Genomic DNA, 25,433 nt, shown 5'->3' with positions numbered 1-25,433 from the left:
TAGGAGGAAATATTTTGTTTAAAAAGCTATTATTATCGTTAATGCTATTATTTTTAGTAATTCCTTGTTTTAATAATGTTTCTTTTGCAGAAGAAACTATTGTAAAACAACCTTTAGACGCGTATTTTTATGCGTATAATGAACCATCCTTTAATTCTCAAAAGTCTAATGGTGGAAACCAATTCGGTCCACAAAAGGCCTTAGGAGTTAAAGAAAAACGTGCCGATGGTTGGTGGAAAGTTGTCACTTATGAGGGTGATAAATGGATTAATATTACAGGAGAACAAAAGAAAATAGAGAAACCATATATTACTTTTGCTGAGCCTAAATTCACATCACCAAAAGGGAACAATAATGAGCCTATTGCTCCTCAAGTAGTTACAGTAATAGATGGGCAAGTAGATGGATGGTTAAAGATTAAAACGAATGAAGGAGATAAGTGGATTTTCCCTAATTCAGAAGCAGTAAAAGTAGATAAACACTTTTATGCGTATAATGAACCTTCATTTACATCTCAAAAAGCAGCTAGTGGAAATCAATTTGGACCACAAAAATCGCTTGTTGTAAAAGAAAAACGTACAAATGGTTGGTGGAAAGTAGCTACTTATGAGGGTGATAAGTGGATTAACCTAGATGGGGAGTTAAAAGCATTCGATAAACCATTTTTAGTGTTTTATGAGCCTGCATTTGCATCTCAAAAAGGAAACATGGAAGTACCTTATAGTCCTACTACTATTAGGGTGGTAGATGGAAATACTGCAGGATGGTTGAAAGTTCAAACTTGGGAAGGCGACAAATGGATGTATCCAGGTGTTGCAGCAACAACAGCAGTTAGTAAGGGTTTTTATGCATATAATGAACCTTCATTCATATCTTCACGCGGAACTCAATTTGGACCACAGAAATTCCTTGCTGTACTTGAAAAACGTGCTGATGGTTGGTGGAAAGTAGTAACTTATGAGGGACCTAAGTGGATCAATCTTGACTCAGAAAAGCCAGGTAATTGGAGCTATAATGCTGAAAAAAGAAGATGGTTTGAGTATGATGGTAATGGAAATGTAGTACAAAAATTTGGCTGGCAAACAATCAATGGGAAAAAAGTATACTATTCTTTCGAAGACTCTGGATTGTATACGAACAAGTGGTATTTTATTGATAATCAACCGTATGAATTTGATAGATATGGTTATCTTGTAGAGAATTCATTTGACAATACAACTCTAGGCGAGTTGGAAAAAGCTTTATTAGAACATTTAAAACAAAATGGTATGCAGTATAAAGTTGGTACAGCAGAATATGAACAGTACTTAGTTGACCAACTTTTAGAACATAAAGATGCGAAGTTAGCCCTTCATCCTAAATATACTAAAATATTAACTTATGCTGCAGAATACTTGCATGAAAGAACGCTATCTGTAACAGAACAAAAAACTTCATTAAAGGCAAGAAGTGCAACAGCTAGTGAAAATGATACGTTTAGTATGAATCATTTAGCAAACAAAACAATGAAACAGGTTAAAGAAAATAACGATAAAAAAGAAAAAGAAGATGAAATAGAAGCGCAGATGGTGCAAAAATCGCCTGATACAAAGGAATTTAAAGCAGAGAAACCTGCTCAAGCACCGAAAGCCGCTGCACGCTCTTCATATTATTATAATCCAAGCGCAGCAGTTAATTATGCTTTAACATGGGCACTTTCTAGAAATAGTGCTTATGGAGATTGGTCTGGTAATGGAGGAGACTGTACAAACTTTGTTTCCCAAGCACTTTATGCAGGTGGTATGCGTCCGATTATTAAAGATAATCTTACGATTGATTCACCTATCATAACAGATGGTAACTATTGGTTTAGTAAAAAAGTTGAGATGTCTTTAAGATATAGAGTAAGTGCTTCATGGGTTAATGTTGAAAAATTTTATGATTTCTGGGCACCGCGTGCAAATATGGTTACAAAAACTTGGAGTCCAATGCAAGTTTATTATGGATCTTCGCCAGGGGATGTAATCCAATACCAATATGCGGGTGGCGGAACAAAATGGCATTCGTTAATGGTTACAGGTAAAGATACTTCTAAGCGAACTATTTATATAAGTCAACATAGTGGTAATAGAAAAAATGAAAACTATGCAAATATTGATAAAGACTCCAACGGTGATTCGCAATGGATAATCTTGAAATTAACAAATAACTAAAAAGAAAAGGTTGCTGATTAATTTTTCAGCAACCTTTTCTATTATTAATCAAATCAATAGTCTATAGAAATTAGAGATTAATTTTGTTGAATAAAATGGTATAATACATAGAAATCAAATATATAGTCCTACTGGAAGAACCAGCGGACATCAAACTATAAGAGCATGAACAATATTGCTCTGTAGTTTGGTGTCCGTTTTTTGTTTTTTACTAATAAAACAGATAAGGAGTGTTATTAAATATGATGCAATTAACTTTTTTGCCTGAAATTGACCGCAAAGCAACACAGGTTCGTTTAGAAATGGTTCTTGAAAATGTTCGTATTTATAGACAATTTGGGATGATTAGAAATGAAATGAAGGTCACAGCTTCAAGCGAGGTAAGATATCACGGTCCAACAAATATAGTAGGAAAGCCAGCTGAAGATATCGCTTTAGCCAATGTTGCTATGAGTGAAAGAGAAGTGAAATTACAATGTTTATCTTTTCAAATTGATAAGGCATTAAGTCGTTTTAGTAAAAATCAAAGGAATATTATTGTAAAACGATATTTAGAAGATGAAGAAGTCTTTGATTACATGGTTTATAACGAAATTGGTATGAGTGAGCGTACGTATAGACGAAATAAATCTAATGCTTTTTATAAATTAGCTTTTGCTCTTAGATTAGAAGTATATGAGGCAGAAGAAACTGGAGGCAATGAATAATGAATTTTGTTCAACCAATACGTGATCCAGAGCAAATACAGCAGTTAAAAGAGTATTTTAAGGAAAAGAGCTTACGTAATTACATTCTCTTCATTATGGGGATTAATACAGGCCTCAGAATTTCAGATATTTTGAAATTGAAAGTAGGGGGTGTTAAAAGCAGTCATATATCTATGCGGGAAAAGAAAACAGGGAAACAGAAACGAATACAAATTACTACAGCACTGAAAAGAGAACTTAAATGGTTTATTGTAGAAAAAGAAGACAATGAGTATTTATTGCAAAGCAGACAAGGTAAGAATCGTCCAATTGGTCGTAGCATGGCATATAAGATATTAAGAGGAGCAGCGGCAGATTTTGGGTTAGATGAAATAGGAACACATACGTTAAGAAAAACATACGGGTATCACATGTACATGCAAACGAAAAACATAGCGTTACTCATGGAGATATTCAATCACTCTTCAGAGAAATTCACGTTACGTTATATAGGCGTAAACCAAGATGCAATGGATAAAGCAATGACTAGGTTTAAAATCTAATCATTGCTTATTTCTTTTTAAATCTAGGGGTATTGCACATGCCCATCAAGCTAAGATTAGGTATTATTACTTTTTGTGTTTATCTTGCCAAATGAATTAATTTGTTATATTTTTCTATAATGATATTTAGTACAATATCAATAGGAGTGATAAATTGTGAAACTTAAAAAAACAAAGATAATTTTGGGGGGCTTATTACTACTGATTCTCTCTACATTCTTAATGACGAAAGAGTCGAAAATAAAAGATTTTCCTGTGTTTATTTTTTCTAACCATGTTGAAGATGATAAGCCAGCAGATTATCAATATACTTTTGGTTATTTACCTTTAATGTCTATAAGGGCTAAAGGGTGGAAAAAAACGCATGAAGAAGGAGCTACTACTGTATTTGAAAAAGAAAATAGAAAAGTTATTGTTATAAAGTTTCCTGAAGAAGACGATTTTTACTTATATGAACCGAAAGATTAATGTTTAGTAGGGGTAACGTAGCATGGCCATCAAGCTAATATTTTGAAGTGTTCCCAGAACGAAATTTTCTTCGTTTTGGGGAACTACCGATTTCTTAAGTTGATGGGCATGGGGGTATTGCAGCATTTTTGAAAAAACTCACGCTAAGAGTATGCAAGATTTTATACAATTCTAGTAACAAACAAGAACCCTAAAATCGCGCTAGGATAGGAATGTATAAAAAAATGCATAGATCCATAGAACAAAAAAAGAAGGTTCCTTGGTGAGAGTACAGTTTCCTCCCTTTTCCTTGCTACCGATAATGAGACGTTATGTTAACCAGTCATGTATAAGGTATACAAGAAAAACACGACACATCACTTTTTGTAAATGGTATAATAAGGAAAATGTGAGGTGGAAAACTAATGGAAGACTCTATGTTTGCGTTTCGAGTTGTTTTCAATGCACTAACATCATTCTTTTCCAACGGGGTCTGGGTCGTTTTGTTCTTCTTCTTGTTAAATAAAACGTATGAAAACAAAACTTTCAGAACAGCATCGAGTATTATTACTGTTGTTGTCTTAGTATTTTATTTGTTTTATTGCATTCGGAATAGCATGTAATGCCTTTCTTTGAATAAGGTAGGGAAATCCCCCAGTATCAAAGACTAAATTTTACCCATACATCATTTTTTTGATGTAGCTCTTGAAGATAAAAACTATTTAATTTTCAAGGAACAGTTATTAACTTAAAACTTATTATACGAGGAGGGTGTATCATGAAAAAAATATGCTTTGTATTAATTGTCGACGCTGGTATAAATTATGGTTCAATATTTTCTCTACCATTTTTAAGGAATCAGGATGATTTGAAGGAATATTTTTCTAAGTATTATGATGTTTCAATTAATTATATTAGGGATAAAAACTCAGTTGACTATTTGGTAGTTCCCAAACCGTGTCCACCTTTTGATAATGAAAATAATCTTCCAATAATTGAAGTACCAGCAATCTTATTTATGGAAAAGGATTTTGAAAAAATAAAGACTTATATAGACAATTATTTTTCTAATAACTCATAAAGAAAATAAAAGTACAGTAAAAAGAAGTCCGATAAAAAACGAGTGGCGTAGAATATTTCTATTAATCATTCGTTTTTTATTATATTTACATATATTTTTTAAAAGAGGATTATAGACGTTCTGAAAAAAATTAATTATAACAAGAACAGTGTTCGTACCCCAATAAGAGGGGTTTACTTTACTTCCAATAACGAAAATTATGTAAATAAGCTGTCCATATGGGCAGCTTATTGTATTTTTTTGCTTAGCATGATTTTTTTCTGAAATGCTGACGGTATTCTAGGGAGCAAAAAAAAAGCAACAAAATATTAAACTTTAGAAACTAAATAAAGGATAATTAAAAAAGTATATGGATTGAGATACTTTATAATTGTAATACATATTTTAAGGTTGTTAGAACACTCAAAATTTATCGTAAGAATCGCTATTTTTTTATAGTCTATTTACATAATTTATGTTATGGTTTCATATGTTAATTACTTACAATTTTTTCAGGAGGGGTGTAGTGGTTTGAAGGTAAAGAATCTAATATTATTAGCTTTTTCACTTATGTTTGTAGCAGGGGGAGCAACAGGGTGTACTACAAAAGAAAAACAAGTAGACAGTAAAATTTCTATTGAGCAAAATAAGAAAGAAGACTATGAAGAAAACTTAGCCTATCTGATGAAAGATGTTTCTGAACAGTCCAAGGTCGTAAGTGACATATTAACAGGCCAAAAGTCAGTAGAAGAGAAGAAGAAAGAATTTGATTTAGCTTCTAAGGACTTACTTGAAACATCTGAAAAGGTTAAAAAATTAAAGCATGACGAAAAGTATAAAGATGTGCAGTTTACAATGGATACTGCTATGGGTTTACTAGATATGTCACTTAAATCAATTGGAGACGGTCTAGAATTAAAAGATAGAAAATTAATAGAAATAGGTAATGATGCAGTAGTCAAAGCTTCTAAGAAGATAGATGAAGCCAACGAGATGATGAAAGACATTAAATAGATGGAAACTAATAAATAAGTTGGAAGAATAGAAAAAGCATTCTAAAACAAAGGGGTATATGTCAATGAAACGTAAAATTTTATCTTTTGTAGTAGTTCCAATGTTAATGTTAACTGGGGTTGGATGTGAGACAAAGGTTAAGAAAGATGAAGTAATGGAAGCTTCTGTTAAACAGAATAAAAAAGAAGACTTCAGTAAGAATCTAGAATATTTAATGAAAGATTTCTCCGAACAATCTAAGGAAATAGACGGTATTGTAAAAAGTAGCAAGTCAATGAAGAAAAAGTCAGAAAAGTTAAAAGAAGTATCTAAACCTTATTTAGAGTTAGTGGATAAAATAAGTAAGTTAGAGTATGAAGAAAAAGATCACCCAGTACAACAAAATGTAGGTGTAGCGATGATTCATGTAAAAGATGGAGTGGCAATCATACAAGAAGGTTTAGATAAGGGGAAAGAAAATGAAGTCGATGCTGGGGTTGAAAGATTAGAGACTGCTTCTAAGTTAATAGATAAAGCAAACAAAGAATTAAAAAAATCTAAGTAACCTAACTATAAGGAGAGTGTATTATATCTACAGGCTATCCTATAATTAATGGATCCTAAAGCTTAATATATAATAAAAATACCGGTTCTAATTAGAACCGGTATTTTAAATGGTATTATTTCGAAGCACTTATTTTACTAAGTAAAATAAGTGTGTAGCCTAATTCCTATCAATAGTCCGTAGGTAACATCATAATATAACTTTTATCGTTATCAATAGTCTATATACGGTGTGCTAATGGAAGTTTATCCACTTTTACATTCGTTTTGGAACGTATCTCAAAATCTGGACTTTCTTGTTGATAATTTAATACTAAATAATTATCTTCCAATTTTAAATCAAAGATGTTTTTATAACTTATTAAAGAATTGTTTTTTTAGTAATTGTGTTTTGAAGTAATCCCAAATACTTTTAGTTATTATTGAGGGAAGCATTTTATCTATACTTGCAGTACTATAATAATGTCGGTATTTTCATATTATAACCTCCTTTTCAAAACCAAAGGAGATTGAAACATTTAAGTATAAATCTAATGATGGTACACGTAAGTTACCCCATGTATCTAAGGGATCTTGCCCATCTATAACATATCTTTCTTCAATTCTCGCTAAATAATAGTTTTCAGCACCAATGCAATTTAGCCAATAAAATAATAGTAAAATAGGTTCGCTATTTTTAGTATCGTTTATGTTTTCTCCTAGTTCTTCTGGCATATTCCACTTAAAATCCGTCCAATGCCATAACAGACTGTGTGGCATTGTATTTTTTGTTTTTGCCTTATTCAGTAATTCATGCACTTTTTCTACGGATTTAGTATTAGTTAATATTTCATCCATGGATCTTAATAAATTTGAATTCCGTATAATTAAAACAACATTTACCATGTGTTTATAAACTCCTAAAGTGTTCTTTATAAAATTTCACGTACCATATGTTTAATATATTTTTATACAAAAGATAATCAAGGGAATACTGTCCCTGGAAGGAAATATCATTTAGAATTTCACACGTAATTACGTAAAACATAATCACAATCGCTACATATACCCTTATATGATTTAGTGTGTATGGTTTTCTTTTCAAATAGTTCAATTGTCTCGACATACATAAAGTGTTATTCGACTATTTATCGAATATATGTTCAGTATGCAATAGTCATATACCGAAATGGAGGTGAATGAAATGATGATTAATAAAGCCTATAAGTTTCGTATCTATCCAAATAAAGCACAAGCAATTCTAATCAACATAACGATTGGTTGTTCTCGCTTTGTATTCAATCATTTCCTATCCTTATGGGATCACGCATACAAAGAGACTGGAAAAGGCTTGACCTATGGTACATGCTCTGCCAAATTTCCTGCCATGAAGAAAGAGTTTGTTTGGCTAAAAGAAGTGGATAGTATTGCGATTCAGTCGTCTGTTCGCAACCTTGCGGATGCTTATACACGCTTTTTCAAAAAACAAACTAGTGCCCCGCGTTTCAAATCTAAGAAAAACAACGTACAATCTTACACCACAAAACAAACAAAAGAAAATATTGCCATTGTAGGAAAAAAGATAAAGTTGACGAAAGCACAGCGTGTTCTTTCTAGAAGAATGAAAGGATCTTCTAGCTGGAATAAACAGCGAATAAAAGTGGCTAGAATTCATGAATGCATGGAAAATTCTAAAAAAAAATTACTTGGACAAAATCTCAACTGAAATCATCTAAAACCACGATGTTATCGGTATAGAGGATTTGCAAGTATCGAATATGTTAAAAAATCATAAGTTAGCAAAAGCAATTAGTGAAGTATCATGGTCACAATTTCGAGCCATGTTGGAATGTAAAGCAAAATGGTACGGCAAACAAGTCATTGTTGTATCGAAAATATTTGCTTCCAGCCAATTATGTTCTTGTTGTGGATATCGAAACAAAGACGTTAAAAATCTCAACCTACGTAAATGGGACTGCTCTTCTTGTCTTACACACCATGATAGGGATATTAACGCAAGTATCAATCTAAAGAATGAAGCGATAAGGCTTCTAACCGCAAGGACTGTGGAGCTAGCCTAATAAATTAGAGTTCGATAGAACTCTTTACTTAGGAATCCCCCTCTTCTAAACGAAGTGAAAGTGGGGGTAGTTCAAAAGAAGTAAATATGAAAAAGTTAGAGAATTATCTTAGTTATTAAATAGATTCTGCCTATACTTTAAGTAGAGCCCAATTTATTAAATTTAAATAGTTTATATGTTCATATATAGAATTTTGAAGGGGGTAAATTGTAAATGATTCCAACGTCAACATATGTGGCTAAATGGGTATTAGATGACTTAACACTTGCATCAAGACCAAATCAGGGAATCAAACTAAGTACATTTAAAAAGTTAGAGAAACTTTATGTAGAATACAGAGAAATGATTGAGGGAGATACTAGCTTTGAAATCACACATTATCTGCTAGAGTTTATCAATCCACATAATCTTTTTGTAGTAAGAGAAGGTTACTATATATTTGATAATAAAACGATGAAATTTATTAAAGTATCGGACGATATTCATTTTTTAAATCAAAGCTTAGCTTATTGTAATAATGGAGTTGCAGTGGATTTAATAAACGGAAAAATGCATTTTTTAGAAGGGCATTATTATAAAGTTAAGACCTCATATGTTGATTTATTAAAAGGAGAAACTATCCCTGTAATGGTACTAAGTCATTTGGATAATAATGTTGGAGTATCAGTTCCTTTGAAAATGTTTAATGAGGAAAGAACTTTTAAAATTTCAGAGAGTTATATAGTTGATCTTACCTCTAAGAATTGCAACAACGATAGTGAATTTAATCAAAAGGGAAACATAATACGATTTTTAAAACCTTCCATTGTGTAGTTAAGGATATATGGTAATTAAATTCATAATGGGTTCAAGAGGATGAAAAAGGTGCCATTTTAAATGTATACAGTCTTTCGCGGTAAAGTAATTATAAAAGATGAATATAAAGTGTTGGTTGAATAAATAAATACAGGAAGCTGGGAAGAAGCAACTCTAAAATTACTAATCGTTAAAGAATATACAAAAGTTTATCAGAGCAAGGATATTCCATTTACAAAGAAACAAATAAATGAAGCATTAGCAGAAGATGATTTTCTATATATGAGATGGCAGCCTGGCAACTGGGAAGAAGAAAATGACTATTATACAAATTTAAAAGATAATGAAAGGGCATTTATAACCAATTTAAAGAACTACAGAGATACAGAACATAACGTGGCACCTATTACCTCATTTATGAATGTGATATTAAAAGAAGTAGCGACACATATTATAAAGCTGGAAGTTTGGTATGGTGAAGCTGATGAATCAGGGGAAAATGTTTTTATAAATAATGATTTTATAAAGAAGTTGTAGCAGTAATTAAATATTGCTGCTTTTTTATTTATTAATACACTAAAAATTATTGTTGTTAGCTTTATGTATATTCATTTATAATAGAATATGGAAAATTTTATACTGCATTTAAGTATACAAGGGCTGGGAGCAGCTCTTTTTTTTGCTCAGGGGGAGTGTGAAAGAAAAAAGTGTATGTTAGTGACAATATTAAATAATCTAATAGAAAATAAAAAATTAGAATTAGTAGAACTTGTAAATAAACATGGCTTTAGTCATACAAAAGTAATCCATTTAAGTCAAGAAATTGATAAATTAATTAATAAATATTTGAATATAAAAAAGGAACCCTATAATAGGGTTCAAAGGGAACAGATAAAAATAAATAAAAAGAATAATTCGATTATATAAGAAATTTGATAATGTAATATTGAGAAAGTGTAAAAAATCAATTAAGTTTGTTTAAAATTTACCCTTTTTAAGGGGATGGGCAAAGAAACCCAATTAGAGATTCAAACAGCATAGGACAGGATAAAACTTGCTGCACAGGTACAAAGATATATATTGAGGAAAAAGAAGGAAACAACGAAAGAATAAGCGCAACAAGTAGGGGATACAGCGGTCCGCCAGGTGAAGATTTTCGATTAAAACTCCCTTAGAATTTTTAAAAAACATCAAAATGTCGCAACTGATTTGTGCACATGGCGACTTCATTTAAAAATACTGTAACCTAGATTCATAGTTAAACAAATAAATGATGAAAACGATTACTTAATTTCGGTTTGAAAGTATTACATGTAACTCAATACTAGTACGTCAAACAGTAGGCGATACAATGGTTTAAAATTGTGCTATACGGTTTCTCATAAAAAACGTTATCCTTTCCGTGTTTTCACAAAGAAGAATAACGTTTTTCTAGTTACGGAACCCAGTATTCGTTTACCTATAAGATGCGCGAGAGGATTCGTGTATTCTAATTTATAAAAAAGTGTAACAATTGGTCACGTTTGACTTCACTCATTTTTCCTAGCTGAAACAATAGGATGACCCGCATTATCAGTTTGTAAGCACTGTGTTTGAAATTTTGTTAGGAGGATAGCATAACTGGATGGCGCGCTATCATATTCAAACATAACTGCACCATCCTGCCAAATACCATTTTCTTTAGAAAAGCTACTGTCCAATGGGTCACCTTGATTCATATGAACGTTGTGTACACCAAGTCCTACATCAAACGGTTCGCCGAAAATATACACTCTTTTTACACCTTTTAAGCAAGTTTTCATTAGCTCAATTACGTTATTCCCATTTTCAGGGATCCAGAGATGCGGACCAAGTACACCTTTGTGACGTATAACATCGATTGATCCCGAATTGGCATCTGATGCCAAACGGTAAAAACCATCTTGTAAGGTAATGATCTTTTCAAACATATTATTGTCTAGATTTTCGATATGTTTATATTCTATTTTAATATTAGTTCGAGATTTCAAATTCACTGCACACTCATATATACCAGCGGAATTGTTAACAAATATAAGATAATGAGGCCATCTTCCTTCCTCGTCTGGCGGTTCAATATAATGTTTGTGCACACTTCCGATAATTACCCCATAACCATTTTGTAGTGGCATTGTAGACCCTCCATTAAATAAACTTTGTCATTATACTGCCCAAAACGTTTCCGAAAAACACGTATCTAGCATGATCTTATTTCCACAAATACGATTCCAAATCGAGGGAGCTTACTATCTTGTGCTATATAAGTGCGTCTTTATGTCCCCAAAAAACAAATGGTTGATATGGAACACTGAAAACCAAATGTAAATTAAAGAAAAACCACAAGTATATGTTTTGTGGTTTTTGTTAGTGCCTTAATTTCTTATGATGATTTCAATCTACTACGCATACTAATTTTCAAAAATCAAATAAAAAGGACTCCATTTTTCTCTTCCTGATGACCTCTTATCTTTCAGTAAGAGGTCCTTTTTTATCTCTCAGTATTGCATAGTCATTAAAATACTATGCAAAAATACTAGAGACTACAACACTGCGATATTCTCTAGTATATCTTCTTTACCCAGATAATTTATTGCTGTTAAGCAATAAATTATGCCTTTTTTGTATAATTTTCGCAAAATTTCTTTGACCCATTATTTATTTCACTATAAAATAATAAAAGGATATATCTGGTTAACGGTTATATGCATAGGTATGTCCTTTTTTGTAATGATATTACGAATTAATGCCTAATACTGATACGGTAAATGAGATAAATCAGGCTGAAATAGGTAGTAAGGAAAGCAAAGCAGTAATAGCAGACAATACATATCGTGAAAACGTTCATAATGGACTAACTATGGATGGAGAGAAGAAGTACGAAAAGATAAGGGGCAAAAGAATATGAACAGATCACTCAAAGGTATCGCATTAACAGGGCTCAGTGTAAGTTTCTTGCTAGCGGGTTGCACAACAGAAACATATGGACTTACACAGTCAGAGTACAAACTGGTAGATAAAGAATTTAAAGCAGATAAAATGGTAGAAGACATGAAGCGTTTGCGCTATAGTGATGAAGAGATTGAAAGACAATTAAGAGGTGCATTAGCTACAATTAAAACTGAAAAAGATGAGAAGAATAAATCTGAAAAGAAGGCTGAAGTGAAAGCTGAGTCATATAGTAGAGAAAGTAAACCAGAAACAAACAAGTCAGGATACGATAACGATGTAGAGGGGTTTCCTTCAGACGAAGTAGATAATGCAGATATAAAGATGGTAAAAGTTTCAGAAAAAGAGTATCCGTATCGTTTATACGAACAATTTGTAAACATTCAATATGAAGCGAAGGAACTAGAGAAGAGAAACAATTTATTATTTACAGGTGATAAAGTTCATATAACTCGTGTATTAGACCAAATAGATACAACAAAGAATGATGTAAACAAATTTGCAAGCCTAACGCCACCTTCCCATTTTAAAGACTACTATGAGCATGCCATCCTAAGAGGGACAAAGGATATTAAAGGAAACTTACAGAAAGTAGAAGATGCGGTTAAAAAGTATGAAGACGGTACGTACAGTACATCTAAAATGAAAGAAATCGTAGAAAATGGTACGAAAAGTATAGAAGAAGGGATTTATATGTGGTTAGGGCTGTTTGAGGAGATAGACGAGAAATACCCTGATGCAAGGCAAAAAGCACTTGATAAGATGATGAAGGATATGAAGGATTCTGTCAATAAAACCTATATTGATAATGATTCAATGCCTGATCCTAACGATGAAATAATTGAACTATCTTCAAGCGGTAAGGAGTTAGTAGGAGTATGGGACTTTTATAAATTTGAAAAGGTAACTTTTAGTATAGACTTCAAAAAAGATGGAACGATGACCATGTATGAAAGTCAAGACAAAGAACAACAAAAGAAAAACTATGCAACAGGAAATTGGTCATACGATGGAGACAAAAAACAAATTACCTTATCATTAAAAGAGTTTATTGAAAACGGTAAGAAAAACGAAGAGAACGATTATGAAAAGAATCTACCCTTCACAGTAAAGTCTTTCACAGGTGATTCTTTACGAATAGCCGATGAAAGAGGTAGCGTTGAAAAAGCGAAGAAACATAAGTAATTTCGTATAAAAAGAGTATATAAAAAATAAAATAATGAAGTCCATTACACTAATATGAAATAAGTAGTAGAGGGGATTGAAAATCTCCTAAAGAGACGTAAATGAGGTTGAAGATGTGGATAACTAAGTTCAGTATATTGACTTTCTATATAACATAAGTGTATTCTGTAGAATGAATCCCTCCGAGGGCTAATATGGAACCTTTAATCGATGTTATTTTATACTTTGTATTTTATTTTGGAGCACTGTTTCTTATACTGGGTACTGCATTGGTTTTATTTATCGCGTCTGCATTATCAGTAATTAGGAAGAAGAATCTATCATTTCTAATGATTAGTTTAGGTATAAATATACTTGTCATTCCATTGTCTTTTTTTATTGGTGGGATGGCAACAGATTCCCCTGGTAGTACGATGCACGATTTTTGGAAAGTATTTTTCTTTATTCAGGTATTTCCGTTCCCCCTACTACTGCTATCTTTAGTTTGGTGGCTTATTCGTCGAAAAAAAGAAAAAGTTCATGTGTAGCGTTTTTAATGCAAATAAGCTGTCCGTTTGGGCAGCTTATTGTATTTATTACTAAGCGTGATTATTTCCAAAATGAATGCAATACCACTAACAGTTAAATTGAAGGTGAAACATATTGAAATCTTATCAGACGTTAGCCCACTTGTATGCATTAGGACTAGGCTGCGGACTTTGGAATAGAGAGGAGGTAATTTCATGGTGCGATAGGTTGATTGAAGCAAATGATCACCCGCCATATGAAATTATCGAGATATCTTTAATGTCTACAGCAAAAATGGTAGGTATAGAATCGACTTTACTGTCATATAGCCGCATAGTTGATGAAAAAACTTCGGTAAACATTCTTCTTTCTGTTATACATGAAAAGTTAGTAGCTCAGAAATGGAATGTGAGACAAGCTATTACTTGCTCCACTCGATTACTAGTAAACAGAGGCCTGTACTGGGAAGAGGAATATTTTGATTTATACAGCCTTGATGATAGCTATGACTTAGCACAGAAAGGTATCCATTTTAATGAAGAAGATGTGATTTCTGCTTATATCGATTCATTAGGTGCTTTTCGCGTCCATTTTAAAGAGTTTGAGGATCTCTATTTGCAAGTCATGAAACAGAAGTGGGGAGGGTAGAAGGCAGGAAAATGAATCATTGAATCGTAAGAGCTACTTCCCGTATTCATCTAAAAAAGTGATGCATTATGAGTGCATCACTTTTTTCATCTCTTTATTTTCCTTCTAAATGTTTTTGCGCTTTCATTTTCCAATAGTTATTTCTAAAATTATTATACTGTTTATAAATGTATTTGTTATTTCTAAAACTTTCCCCTGATTTCACTTAACAATGCAGTGCTTTAGTAAATTCATCATTTTTATTAGCTAGTATTTCGAACATTGAACCAGTTTTTTTGCGTTAAATGATGTAACTCTATTTTATGATTATCCTTTATCATTTTAGCCAAGAAGGCTCCTTCCTCAAGGAATGCGAAGTGAGTAGGTGGGAGATGAATGGGCTTCGGACAAGAGATGGCAGGAAGCCATCTTAATTGTTCGACATACATAAATTGTTACTTCGCTATCTATCGAACGTATGTTTGTTGTATGATAGACACATGCCGAAATGGAGGTGAAATGAATGATGATTAATAAAGCATATAAATTTCCTATCTATCCAAATAAAACACAAGCAACCCTAATTAATAAAACAATTGGCTGTTCTCGTTTTGTATTCAATCATTTCCTATCTCTATGGGATAACGCATACAAAGAGACGGGGAAAGGTTTGACATATGGTACATGCTCTGCCAAACTTCCTGCCATGAAGAAAGAGTTTGTTTGGCTCAAAGAAGTGGATAGTATCGCGATTCAGTCATCTGTTCGCAACCTTGCGGATGCTTATACACGCTTTTTCAAAAAACAAACTAGTGCCCCGCGTTTCAAATTTAAGAAAAACAACGTACAATCTTACACTACAAAACAAACAAATGAAAACATTGCCATTGTAGGAAAAAAGATAAAGTTGCCGAAACTAGGTCTTGTTCGATTTGCCAAGAGTCGCGAAGTAAAGGGACGTATTGTAAATGCTACAGTTAGACGGAATCCTTCTGGCAGATACTTTGTGTCCTTGTTAGTTGAAACAGAAGTACAAGAACTTCCGAAAACACAATCTTCCATTGGAATGGATGTAGGACTAAAAAATTTCGCCATTTTGTCAGATGGAACAATCTATAAAAATCCGAAGTTTTTTCGATCATTAGAAGAGAAGTTGGCGAAAGCACAGCGTGTTCTTTATAGAAGAACAAAAGAATCTTCTCGCTGGAATAAACAGCGAGTAAAAGTGGCTAGAATTCATGAATACATGGAAAATGCTAGAAAATATTACTTGGATAAAATCTCGACTGAAATCATCAAAAACCACGATGTTATCGGTATAGAGGATTTGCAAGTATCGAATATGTTAAAGAATCATAAGTTAGCAAAAATAATTAGTGAGGTATCATGGTCACAGTTTCGAATCATGTTGGAATACAAAGCAAAAGGGTACGGCAAACAAGTCATTGTTGTATCGAAAACATTTGCTTCCGGCCAATTATGTTCTTGTTGTGAATATCAAAACAAAGACGTTAAAAATCTAAACCTACGTAAATGGGACTGCCCTTCTTGTCGTACACACCATGATAGGGATATTAACGCAAGTATCAATCTAAAGAATGAAGCGATAAGGCTTCTAACCGCAAGGACTGTGGAGATAGCCTAATAAATTAGAGTTCGATAGAACTCTTTACTTAGGAATCCCCCTCTTCTAAACGAAGTGAAAGTGGGGGTAGTTCAATAGAAAGATCTAATTGACGTTCGTCTAGAATGTGGGGGTTTGAGCGATCTGTAGATTCAAATGTTTAGGATACTAGATGAATTTGTGATATATTTTGAAAGTAGTGCATAAGTGCAAAATCACAAAAAAGATCACCTGTTAAATTTTATAGGTGGTCTTTTAATGTTTATCAAATAATCTTTTGATTGAAATAGTGCAGAGGTTTTATACTTATTTTTAATAGATAAAACTACATGAAAATAAAAAATAAGTAAAAAATTGGCGGATTATTCGTCTGAATATATAGAATTTTTAACAAAAATTCATAATTATGTTATATAATGATGTTAACAAACCATATTTTAGGCATTACCCCCGATTGTGTAGAATAAATAATTTTTCGATGAGCTAAAGTATTTTGCTAAAAGAACTTGTAGCGGGGCCTGCTACAAGTTCTTTTATGTTTTTAGTAAAGCAAAATAAGAAAAAAGGAGGGAATACAAGTATGACAAGAAATTTTAAGAAAGCAGCACTTAATTCGTTAGATGGGAAATGGGGAGTAGGTATAGGAGTATCAGCTTTATTCTATTTTGTACCAACCTTAAGTGCATCAGCAATCGCCACTTTCATGTATTTAATATTTGCACTGTTTATCGGGATAATTGGCCCGGATGTGTTATTTATTTATTCAATTGGTGGGGAACTACAAGTAGATCCAACAGCACTTGCTGTACTTATTCTAAGTTATATTGGTTTAGGTGGGGTTTGTTTCCTAATTTATAGTCTCATACAAGGTATCTTCAATTATGGATATTCTGTTTTTACTTTACACTTAGGGAAAAAAGAAGATGCTAAGGTAGACGATGTATTTTCGGGATTTAAAAAGAAGAATGTGTTTAAATCAATGAAATTGGGGCTGTTGCAAGCTATTTTTCTTTTTTTATGGAGTCTCTTATTAATTGTTCCAGGTATTATTAAATATTTTTCTTATTCCATGTCGTATTACATATTAGTAGAGAATCCTGATTATTCAGCAAGTGAAGCATTGAGAGAAAGTAAAAGAATAATGAAAGGACAAAAGCTAAAGTTATTTGTTCTTTGGTTAACATTTATTGGTTGGTTTTTATTAGCCGCATTTATAGGAATGTTTACATTTAACCTATCATTTATTTTCATTTCTCCTTATTACAACACAACTGTCTCACATTTTTACTTAGATTTAATTAAAAAACAGGATATTGGAGAAGCGAAGGTAAGTATATAAATTGGAAGAAATTATGTTTAAGGTGAAGTATATACCTTGTGGATAGTGGATATGCGATTAAGCATATCCACTTTTTAATATTATATTAAAGGACTTAAGCTGCTGTATACATCATGATTATTATGATTTGAGTAAGGATACCACAAACATGTTGCGAGTTGGAGGAAATAGCGATGTGGCCGTACCCCATCGCTATCAAGCTAAGCTCATACAACGTCAATTATAGTAGAGGTTATTTCTTTTTTCTAAAGGCTACGTATAGGGAATTTAAAGATTTGCATACGAAATAAACCCTAATGGGTTTCATTTTTTTGATTTAAGCCGCTTGATTATCAGACATGGTACAATTGCAAACGACACCTAATATATCAAAGACTGTTTTTTTCTCATATCTATGAGATTTTCGCCCGTTTTGCTGTAGGAGGTTGAACAAGCGAATTAGAATCTTTGATAGCTCTTGGGTGTCTTTCTGTATAGCTTGAAAAAGAAGAAGAAAGTAATCTTTAATCATATATATGGTCTTATATTCACTCAGTTCTCGCTTCTTTTTTCTAAGAAGTAATTGCCGCATTTGAAACATGGTAGAAGAACAGAGTAGAATAGCAATCAGTTTCCCATACAAATGGCATTCCAATCGTTCTCGTTTTATCTTTTTACAACGATGAATATGAAAGAATGATTTCCGCGTTTTAAATAAAATCTCAATTTGCCAACGTAAAGAATACCAATCATGTACTTGTCCCATTGGGACAATATCTGTAGGAGTATTTGTCATATATACATTGATACCGCTAAGTCGTTTACTACGAGGAGAATACTTCATCCCTTTCTTTTTTTCTCTTACAGTTTGATCTTGTAATCGTTTTTGTTGTTGTTCTTTTGTTAGTCGATGAATAATCACACGAGTTGGGACTTTATCAGTCATTCCTACATAAGCGTTGGATATTTCGCATGTTTGTCCTGGCTGAAGAGAGTTCATTAAAACCTCCATATCTATCTGGATATACTCTGTACCTTTCTTGATTCTGCCATCTTGAAAATAATCAGGGGTAGGATTTTTTTGATAAATACGAGTATTCGATTTGATACGTGAGATATAGTAAGCCTTATTCTCTTGTATATGTTGAAGATCTTTCAAATGGAAATAGCCTAAATCTCGGATATATAAATCATTTGCTGTAACAGTTGGGACACACAGGGAACCGTAGGTTCGATCATGTTGTTTACCTGGACCTGTATGAATATGAAGGAATTGACCACTTAATAGATCATACTCAAGCTGAATCTTCACCCCCGCTGTATGGCTGCATCCTCCTGCACCCGGATAAATGGATGAAAAGGGATCTGGGAGCTGAAATGCAGTTGAATCTAAAATACGGATACGCTTGAAAATAGAAGTATATGGAGAAGAAATTGGCATAGATAAGGCCAATTTTTGATTTAGTAGTTCAGCTAGTATGTGTTGTAAAAATTGGACGGCTGCTTGATTAAATCGTTGATTCAGTCCTTCAGGACTGATGAGTACTTCTGTTGATGCTTCTAAACAGCTAGACAATTGAGTTAAAGACGTCATAGCGACATTTTGGCTCACCCATACACATAAAGCTACTAAATCTTTTGCTTGGTACTTACTGGATCTTTGTACAAAACCAACATTTCTAGCAAGGTCCCGTAAGGTATTTGGAGATAAAAAACTTTGAATTTCTTGAGCAAATAGTTGTAATTCGTCAGACACAGAAACAGACATACAAAAACGCCATCCTTTCCTATGGTTCTACAGAAAGAATAGCGTATTTTTTCATTTTAGGGGAATTTTTGAAGAAGGAATTAATAGTATTACTAGAATATGTAAAAATACTCCGCTATCTAGTGAACAGTTTTATACTTTCCGAACAATAGCCAAATAAATGGATGATACTATACTTTGAATAAAAAACACAAGCATTACATAATAAATAAAATATTCCTTATCTATTAACTTAAATATTGCTACTAATGCTACTCCAATTAATATACCAACCGTTAGAACAGTATAAGATAATGATTTAATTTTAAAGATGAACATTTGCCCTCTCTCATCTTGTGACTCCATTCGACGTTCAAATGTAATTTTGTAAATTTCTGCAATAAACACCAATACTACTAACACACAAATTACAATCGTAGCAATATTAACCATTATTCATCCTCCTCATATTTAAATACATCAGTTATCTCTTTCTCAAGTGAATTAGCAATTTTGAAAGCTAAAATCAAAGAAGGGTTATATTTATTTTTTTCTAAAGCTACTATAGTTTGTCGACTGACACCAACTGCATCTGCTAATTGTTGTTGAGTCCATCTTTTTTCAGCTCTTCCTACTACTATATTATTTTCAAGCATGTCATTCCTCTCTTCTATTATACAGTTATATTAACGTAATAGTAATATGTTTTTTACAAAAAGTAAAGAATACATTACACCAAACCGAATAATACATTATATGTTTCGCCGAAAAAACGTGAAAATTATATGCTATTAAATTTATTGGGGGGTCTGCCACATGCCCACCAACTTAAGCAAACAAATCCACCCCCTAACGAAAAAATGAGCTTTTTATTACAAATTAGCACAAAATTTCGTTCTGGGGGTAGTTATATTTTGTTAGCTTGATAGCGATGGGACGGTACCCCTTGAAAAGAAAAATGAAGAAATAGTTATTGATGATAAGCAGGTAAATACTATAGCTGTCCCTTAATTATTTAATAATGTTCATTTAAATATTCATATATTTTGCGTTTTTATCCATATCTATTGTAAAATTATATATAGTTCTCCTAATAAGCTGTTATAATGGATTTTTTTAGGGGTTTAATATATATAAATCTTAAATTATTTTTGGGAATATTTTTTTATCTAACTAAGTTATATTGAAGTAGAGGTGAACCATCGGTGCAGCAGGTGTTAGTAATTAAGAATGAAAGGTCTTTAGCAAAGAAAATCGTAAGCGGTCTAACGCAAGAAGGCTATTTCATTTTAAAAATTCACAATGAAAACCAAGGTTTAAATATAATATATGAACAAGATTGGGATATTATCATATTGGATTGGGATTCATTAAGTATATCGGGACCAGAAATTTGCAGACAAATACGACTTGTTAAAACGACACCGATAATTATTGTGACCAACAATATTTCTAGCAAGGATTGCATAGCAGGATTACAAGCAGGAGCAGATGATTATATAAGAAAACCATTTGTAAAAGAAGAATTAGTAGCAAGAGTTCAAGCGATTTTAAGGAGAAGTGACTGCATCCAGCAAAATGAGACAAACTTTTTTCAGTTTAAAGATCTCTTTGTTGATGCATATAGCAATATTGTGAAAAAAGGTGGTGAAAATCTCTCGCTTACTAAGCGCGAGTATGATTTACTTTTATTTTTAATCAAAAATAAAAATAAGATATTGCACCGTGAAATGCTTTTGGATCAGGTTTGGGGATATAACGTAGTAGTAAGTCCAAATGTAGTAGACTTATATATTGGGTATGTAAGAAAAAAGTTAAAGTGCGAGAAGAAAGACAGATATATTCAAACAATACATGGCAGGGGCTATTCAATGGTTGAATGATAAAAATAAGATAATAGGTAAAATACAGTTTGTCATAATAATCAATATCCAGCATAATAGAAAAAACGAGTAAAGACTGCCTTATCCAGTTTTCTTGTTTTTTCATTAAATCTGATAATCAAATAGTATCTGAGAAATATTAAAGACGGAAACCATAAAAGGAATACTTTTATCAGGGGTACCTTCACATGCCCATCAACTTAACATTTTGAAGTATCCCTCAAATGAAAAAATTGCACTGTTAAAAGTAAATATAGAATTAGCATATAGATTATCAAGTATTGTAATTAGAAATAGAATTGGTTAAAAAAGGAGATTCTATGCTATGGAGCAAATTATTTCAAACAATAAGAACGGATCTACGGAGATATATTATAAATTATTCTCTATGTTATCTTTGTTAACTTTTCATAAAATTACATCCATTGAAAAGAAAAAGAAAAGCCTTAAGCTTTCCCTTGAAAACGAATTAAAAAATTTAACAAAAAATAATCCTTATAAATTATAATACGGTTCCCAAAGATTAAACTCTATAAGAGAAATTATAGGATTTTATTAAACCGATATAATCTCATATTATTTTGACCTTAAAAACGCTATTCTTTTTGTAGAAATACAGAGAAAGGATGGCGTGTTTTTTCGTTCTATGATTGGTTTTTTGATGAAAGCGAATTAAAGATTACATTAAGAATAATAGAGTTTCCTAGTGGTAAAAGTTACTCTGAACAAAGGTAAAAGAGATAAAATCCCTTTTGACTTTACGACATACCCCAGTAGAATACAACACATCTTTATTGTAGCATAGAAGGCAGTTTACTTTGAAGATTATAAATAAAGGAAGAAGGGGCTTAATTGTTAAAAAGATTTCTACAGGAGATCTAATGTGGACGTAATTGGAATCACCTTTGAATAAAATTGAAGGTTTCTTACGAACAGATGCTTATCAATTTTTAATGTATTAAAATACTTTTGAATAACATATGTCAGATGCTTGAAAAAACACAAATTTTATTATGATATAACATCTTGTAGGGGTATTGTAATTCATTTCCATTTTTTAATAAAAATATTAAGAATTATAAGGATAATGCATAAAGATTAGAAGAGAAAATAAACTCGGAGGTTTAAAAAATGGGACAAGTAAGCAGGTTTCAAGAAAAACAACAAAATCGTTGTAAAAAGGTGATTTTTAATATTACATTTAATTTGGTATTAGTGACAGTTGATATAGTGACATACCAGTTGTTTTCCCCTTCTGATACATCAAAGAAAGCAATTGCTCAAGAAAAGAAAGCAACAAAGATAGAAGAGAAGAAACGTAAAGAGCAAGAAGCAGCGCAGTTAGAAGAGAAGGAACGTGAAGAGAAAGAAGCAATTTCTTATGCTGTTGATGTTTCAGAGAGTCAATTGATTTTCGATTTTATTGGGAATAATGGTAATAATAAAGCTTACAGTAATATACGAGATAAACAAAGTAATAAAAAATATAAGGTTGGGTAGAGAATCAGGGTTGGAAGCCAGTATCTGTCCAAGTGGTAAAATAGATAATAGAATTTTAATTAGGTGTTTAAAAGTTTACTTTTGTAAAAGTTCAAAAAAGATTCCTTATTAATCAGGACTCTTTTTGTTATGTTGACAGCATTAATTACGTTGTACGAGAAAAAAGAAAGGAATGAAATATTCTCCTCGTAGTAAATGACTTAGTGGTATCAATATTTATATGACCAACACTCCCACAACAGCCCATAAAGGTTCGTGGGCTACGGTACTGTGACCATACCGTACAAATTGTTGGTTCTCATATATTTTTACGTCTTTTGTATGACTATGAATAAAGTATACTATGTTTTGCTATACAAAAACGATGCGTTCATCCCACGTCTAAAGACGGACTAAAGTCCTGCGTGGGATGAATGCATCATAAATTCTGTAATATTCTCTTGCAAGCTATGGAGGCTAATACTTCTCGCATTCAAGTTATTTAAAATATGAATGAGATGCTGAATATTGCAGCCAAATTGATCTATCCGCCAAACAATTAATTTAACAAAAGTAATAAAGTTCAGATAAATAAAGATGCAATATAGTATCCCTTCGGTCAAGTTCTACTGCTTAGTTGTCAGGAAAGAGTTTTTTTGAAATTTCTCCAAGAGTGTTAAAAGCATCAATTATCTTGTCTTGTTCATTGATTGTTAGAGATTCAAAAATTTGATTTATTTTCACTTCATCCAGCTCCGTATGCTGCTTTAACGCATCTTGTCCTTTTGTCGTTAGAGAGACAATCACTTGTCGTTCATCTTTAAAATTTTTTTTCTTAGTAACATATCCTTTTTTTTGGAGCCTTTGAATATGTTCTGAAGTGGTATTGTGTGATAATGCCATTACTTTAGAAAGAAAGTGTATGGTCACATCTTCGTTTTTATTGATGGTTTGAAGAAACCGAATATTCTGGTGTGTCAGTACCTCTTTATAATTGTAATGCAAGTTATAATAAATATCTGTCCATGCTTTATTTAGTTTTTGTGCTTTCATATGTACCCTCCTTTTATATCGTGTAAAACGAAATATTATGACAATTGAAGTGAAATGTCAAATGTTAAGCATGTCTATACTATACAATGCTTTGAAGAAGTTTATTTCTTTCATTTATTGAAAATAGTTAGAATTTTTGTTTGACAGCTTATTAAGTTCGGGTTATCATATCGTATGTAGCGATATAAAATGTTTTTTGTTGGAAACTAACTAGATGTTTATATCGTGTTTTACGATGTAATTTGATTTAATTAAGAGCATTTATTAAACGTTGGGATTGTTTGTTACGATATAAACCTGAGGAGGTAAATTTTTTATGTATTTATATCGTATCATACGATTTAAAAAGGGGGAAACATGGAAAAACTTTATATTCTTAAAAACCGAACGTTTTTATCTTTCTTTATTGCGTCACTTATTACTATGTTTGGAGAAGGGATCTTTAGTCTAGCTAGCATTGTTATTATCTCTAAGAGCACAGGATCTGTTATGTCGATTGGTTATATGCTCATCGTCACAATGTTGCCTTCTGTATTTCTAGCTCCCATAGTTGGAGTGGTAATTGATCGATTTAATAAAGCTAAGATTGCAGTTGCATGCAATATAGCTAGGTTTTTATTCATTGCAATGGTGCCATTATTGAGCTATTTAGGAATCTCATCCTTGTTTGTAGTTTACGCTTCAATTTTTCTAAGCTACATCGTGTGGTACATACTTGGACCTACCGCGGAAAGCATGATTAAAGTCATGCTGGAAAAGGACCAATATATGCAAGGGACTTCCCTCACACAAGCCTCATGGCAGGTGGGACTTATGAGTTCAGCTATCTTAGCAGGTCTATTGCTTAAACATCTAGGAACAAATTTTACTCTTTTATTTACCAGTCTTGTCTACCTTTTAGGTGCTTTTCTATACTTTAGACTATCTAAGCATTATGTAGAAGAACAACATGTGTCTGCTAAGAATACTGGTTATCAGAATTATTTCAAAGATATTACAGTTGGATGGAAATATTTCGTAAAAAATAAGGGTTTGCTATGTCTTGGGCTTGCTGCTTGTGTTGCTACTCCTTTCTTCAGTTCCATTAATATTTTAATTGCTCCGTTTAACTCGAATATATTACATGGAAATGAGTTTACATTGGGGTTAATTGATAGTGCAGCAGGCATTGGTAGCTTCATCTCAGTAGCCTTCTGTTTATGGCTATCAGCGCGAAAGGGTTCTGCATATTACTTAATGCTTTCGTTTTTAATGCTAGGCGGATTTACCATTTTATTTAGTACATCTAGTCGGTACTCTGAGGCCTTTATCTTGTACATAATCATTGGCTTTTTTGTAGGAAATGTAAAAGTGCTATCTAAGTCACTCGTATATAAGTACGTAGACCAACTCTTTGTAGGAAGGGTCATGACTTTAATTTCTATGCTAGGACTCATACTTGGTATCGTAGCATCTATCGCTATAGGATATCTCGGTGAGCGTAATATTGTACAAGCGTATTATGCAGTAGGAATTTGCTTGGCTATTCCAATTGTATTAACCGCACTAGGCATACTTAGCATTAAAAAGCAGGGTGAGGGTAGTGAAGGAGATGAAATTGTAATTTCCAAAGTATAAACAATATGTAATCATTATACGTGTTAGCGGCATCAATATCTTTAATAACAATACAGACCATGAGAAAAA

At 32.4% G+C, this 25,433-nt stretch carries 24 protein-coding genes and 3 pseudogenes; 21 read left to right on the top strand and 6 right to left on the bottom strand.

Going from position 1 to position 25,433, the window contains the following annotated elements; genetic code table 11:
* Positions 1–14 precede the first annotated feature (14 nt).
* The 7 genes from F0362_RS27925 to F0362_RS27890 all read left to right on the top strand — a co-directional run bounded on the left by F0362_RS27925 (position 15) and on the right by F0362_RS27890 (position 6,506).
* On the top strand, positions 15–2,192 hold the full coding sequence (locus F0362_RS27925) for an amidase domain-containing protein (RefSeq protein ID WP_149890125.1): 2,178 nt from the start codon (positions 15–17) through the stop codon (positions 2,190–2,192).
* Between the two features lie 242 nt (positions 2,193–2,434).
* A complete protein-coding gene (locus tag F0362_RS27920) occupies positions 2,435–2,899 on the top strand; it encodes an ArpU family phage packaging/lysis transcriptional regulator (protein WP_149890124.1) in 465 nt (154 codons plus the stop codon).
* A complete protein-coding gene (locus tag F0362_RS27915; protein WP_149890123.1) occupies positions 2,899–3,441 on the top strand; it encodes a site-specific integrase in 543 nt (180 codons plus the stop codon). Before F0362_RS27920 ends, F0362_RS27915 begins: the two co-directional genes overlap by 1 nt.
* Positions 3,442–3,597: 156 nt before the next feature.
* A complete protein-coding gene (locus F0362_RS27910; RefSeq protein ID WP_000768760.1) occupies positions 3,598–3,909 on the top strand; it encodes a hypothetical protein in 312 nt (103 codons plus the stop codon).
* Positions 3,910–4,666: 757 nt separating this feature from the next.
* Positions 4,667–4,969 (top strand): hypothetical protein, encoded by a 303-nt coding sequence (locus tag F0362_RS27900; protein WP_000717614.1) that lies wholly within the window; start codon positions 4,667–4,669, stop codon positions 4,967–4,969.
* Between the two features lie 510 nt (positions 4,970–5,479).
* Complete coding sequence (locus F0362_RS27895) at positions 5,480–5,962, top strand: tungsten formylmethanofuran dehydrogenase (RefSeq protein ID WP_149890122.1); 483 nt, start codon at positions 5,480–5,482, stop codon at positions 5,960–5,962.
* Positions 5,963–6,020: 58 nt separating this feature from the next.
* The gene (locus F0362_RS27890) at positions 6,021–6,506 is read left to right on the top strand and encodes a hypothetical protein (protein ID WP_149890121.1); all 486 of its coding nucleotides are present in this window, start codon (positions 6,021–6,023) and stop codon (positions 6,504–6,506) included.
* A 473-nt stretch (positions 6,507–6,979) separates the two neighbouring features.
* On the opposite strand, the gene F0362_RS27885 is transcribed toward F0362_RS27890, so the two are convergent.
* Entirely contained in the window at positions 6,980–7,390 is a 411-nt protein-coding gene (locus F0362_RS27885) for a hypothetical protein (protein ID WP_149890120.1), read from the bottom strand.
* Positions 7,391–7,688: 298 nt separating this feature from the next.
* On the opposite strand from F0362_RS27885, the pseudogene F0362_RS27880 reads away from it, so the two are divergent.
* The 4 genes and pseudogenes from F0362_RS27880 (at position 7,689) to F0362_RS31285 (ending at position 10,287) form a co-directional block, all read left to right on the top strand.
* Positions 7,689–8,565, top strand: a pseudogene (locus F0362_RS27880) (RNA-guided endonuclease TnpB family protein).
* A 213-nt stretch (positions 8,566–8,778) separates the two neighbouring features.
* Positions 8,779–9,378, top strand: a complete 600-nt coding sequence (locus F0362_RS27875; protein WP_149890119.1) for a hypothetical protein — start codon at positions 8,779–8,781, stop codon at positions 9,376–9,378.
* A 264-nt stretch (positions 9,379–9,642) separates the two neighbouring features.
* Positions 9,643–9,897 (top strand): hypothetical protein, encoded by a 255-nt coding sequence (locus F0362_RS31075; protein WP_240522364.1) that lies wholly within the window; start codon positions 9,643–9,645, stop codon positions 9,895–9,897.
* An 87-nt stretch (positions 9,898–9,984) separates the two neighbouring features.
* Positions 9,985–10,287 carry a Spo0E family sporulation regulatory protein-aspartic acid phosphatase gene (locus tag F0362_RS31285; protein WP_338141408.1) on the top strand — a complete coding sequence of 101 codons (303 nt, stop codon included), beginning with the start codon at positions 9,985–9,987 and terminating at the stop codon, positions 10,285–10,287.
* 602 nt (positions 10,288–10,889) lie between these two features.
* Here F0362_RS31285 and F0362_RS27860 read toward each other — a convergent pair.
* A complete protein-coding gene (locus F0362_RS27860) occupies positions 10,890–11,510 on the bottom strand; it encodes a DUF2278 family protein (RefSeq protein ID WP_098009652.1) in 621 nt (206 codons plus the stop codon).
* A 769-nt stretch (positions 11,511–12,279) separates the two neighbouring features.
* Here F0362_RS27860 and F0362_RS27855 point away from each other — a divergent pair.
* The 5 genes from F0362_RS27855 to F0362_RS27830 all read left to right on the top strand — a co-directional run bounded on the left by F0362_RS27855 (position 12,280) and on the right by F0362_RS27830 (position 17,606).
* Complete coding sequence (locus tag F0362_RS27855) at positions 12,280–13,509, top strand: DUF3994 domain-containing protein (protein ID WP_098009650.1); 1,230 nt, start codon at positions 12,280–12,282, stop codon at positions 13,507–13,509.
* A gap of 194 nt (positions 13,510–13,703) precedes the next feature.
* A complete protein-coding gene (locus F0362_RS27850) occupies positions 13,704–14,036 on the top strand; it encodes a hypothetical protein (RefSeq protein ID WP_141438357.1) in 333 nt (110 codons plus the stop codon).
* Between the two features lie 115 nt (positions 14,037–14,151).
* The gene (locus F0362_RS27845; protein WP_053446075.1) at positions 14,152–14,664 is read left to right on the top strand and encodes a hypothetical protein; all 513 of its coding nucleotides are present in this window, start codon (positions 14,152–14,154) and stop codon (positions 14,662–14,664) included.
* A gap of 502 nt (positions 14,665–15,166) precedes the next feature.
* Entirely contained in the window at positions 15,167–16,288 is a 1,122-nt protein-coding gene (gene tnpB, locus F0362_RS27835) for an IS200/IS605 family element RNA-guided endonuclease TnpB (RefSeq protein ID WP_144467341.1), read from the top strand.
* 559 nt (positions 16,289–16,847) lie between these two features.
* Positions 16,848–17,606 (top strand): DUF975 family protein, encoded by a 759-nt coding sequence (locus tag F0362_RS27830; protein ID WP_098010051.1) that lies wholly within the window; start codon positions 16,848–16,850, stop codon positions 17,604–17,606.
* A gap of 316 nt (positions 17,607–17,922) precedes the next feature.
* On the opposite strand, the gene F0362_RS27825 is transcribed toward F0362_RS27830, so the two are convergent.
* From F0362_RS27825 to F0362_RS27815, 3 genes are all read right to left on the bottom strand, one after another.
* Positions 17,923–19,353 (bottom strand): IS4 family transposase, encoded by a 1,431-nt coding sequence (locus tag F0362_RS27825; protein WP_098010049.1) that lies wholly within the window; start codon positions 19,351–19,353, stop codon positions 17,923–17,925.
* 132 nt (positions 19,354–19,485) lie between these two features.
* Complete coding sequence (locus tag F0362_RS27820) at positions 19,486–19,785, bottom strand: hypothetical protein (RefSeq protein ID WP_000247165.1); 300 nt, start codon at positions 19,783–19,785, stop codon at positions 19,486–19,488.
* Positions 19,785–19,988, bottom strand: coding sequence for a helix-turn-helix transcriptional regulator (locus F0362_RS27815; protein WP_000892394.1), 204 nt, complete (start codon positions 19,986–19,988; stop codon positions 19,785–19,787). The genes F0362_RS27820 and F0362_RS27815 overlap by 1 nt, the downstream gene beginning before the upstream one ends.
* Positions 19,989–20,537: 549 nt before the next feature.
* Here F0362_RS27815 and F0362_RS27810 point away from each other — a divergent pair.
* The 4 genes and pseudogenes from F0362_RS27810 (at position 20,538) to F0362_RS27795 (ending at position 22,759) form a co-directional block, all read left to right on the top strand.
* On the top strand, positions 20,538–21,215 hold the full coding sequence (locus F0362_RS27810) for a response regulator transcription factor (RefSeq protein WP_098010173.1): 678 nt from the start codon (positions 20,538–20,540) through the stop codon (positions 21,213–21,215).
* Between the two features lie 325 nt (positions 21,216–21,540).
* Positions 21,541–21,723 carry a hypothetical protein gene (locus F0362_RS27805; RefSeq protein WP_000435034.1) on the top strand — a complete coding sequence of 61 codons (183 nt, stop codon included), beginning with the start codon at positions 21,541–21,543 and terminating at the stop codon, positions 21,721–21,723.
* A gap of 140 nt (positions 21,724–21,863) precedes the next feature.
* Positions 21,864–22,108, top strand: a pseudogene (locus F0362_RS27800) (sodium:proton symporter); the annotation flags it as partial.
* A gap of 238 nt (positions 22,109–22,346) precedes the next feature.
* Positions 22,347–22,759, top strand: a pseudogene (locus tag F0362_RS27795) (DUF1510 family protein).
* Between the two features lie 568 nt (positions 22,760–23,327).
* Here the strand turns inward: F0362_RS27795 and F0362_RS27790 are convergent.
* Complete coding sequence (locus tag F0362_RS27790; protein WP_098010169.1) at positions 23,328–23,747, bottom strand: MarR family winged helix-turn-helix transcriptional regulator; 420 nt, start codon at positions 23,745–23,747, stop codon at positions 23,328–23,330.
* A 357-nt stretch (positions 23,748–24,104) separates the two neighbouring features.
* Here F0362_RS27790 and F0362_RS27785 point away from each other — a divergent pair, with 357 nt between their 5' ends.
* Positions 24,105–25,364 (top strand): MFS transporter, encoded by a 1,260-nt coding sequence (locus F0362_RS27785; RefSeq protein WP_098010167.1) that lies wholly within the window; start codon positions 24,105–24,107, stop codon positions 25,362–25,364.
* Positions 25,365–25,433 lie beyond the last annotated feature (69 nt).

It is taken from the genome of Bacillus sp. BS98, assembly GCF_008432245.1.
Taxonomy (GTDB): Bacteria; Bacillota; Bacilli; order Bacillales; family Bacillaceae_G; genus Bacillus_A; species Bacillus_A toyonensis.
This window is presented reverse-complemented; position numbering and strand designations above follow the sequence as displayed.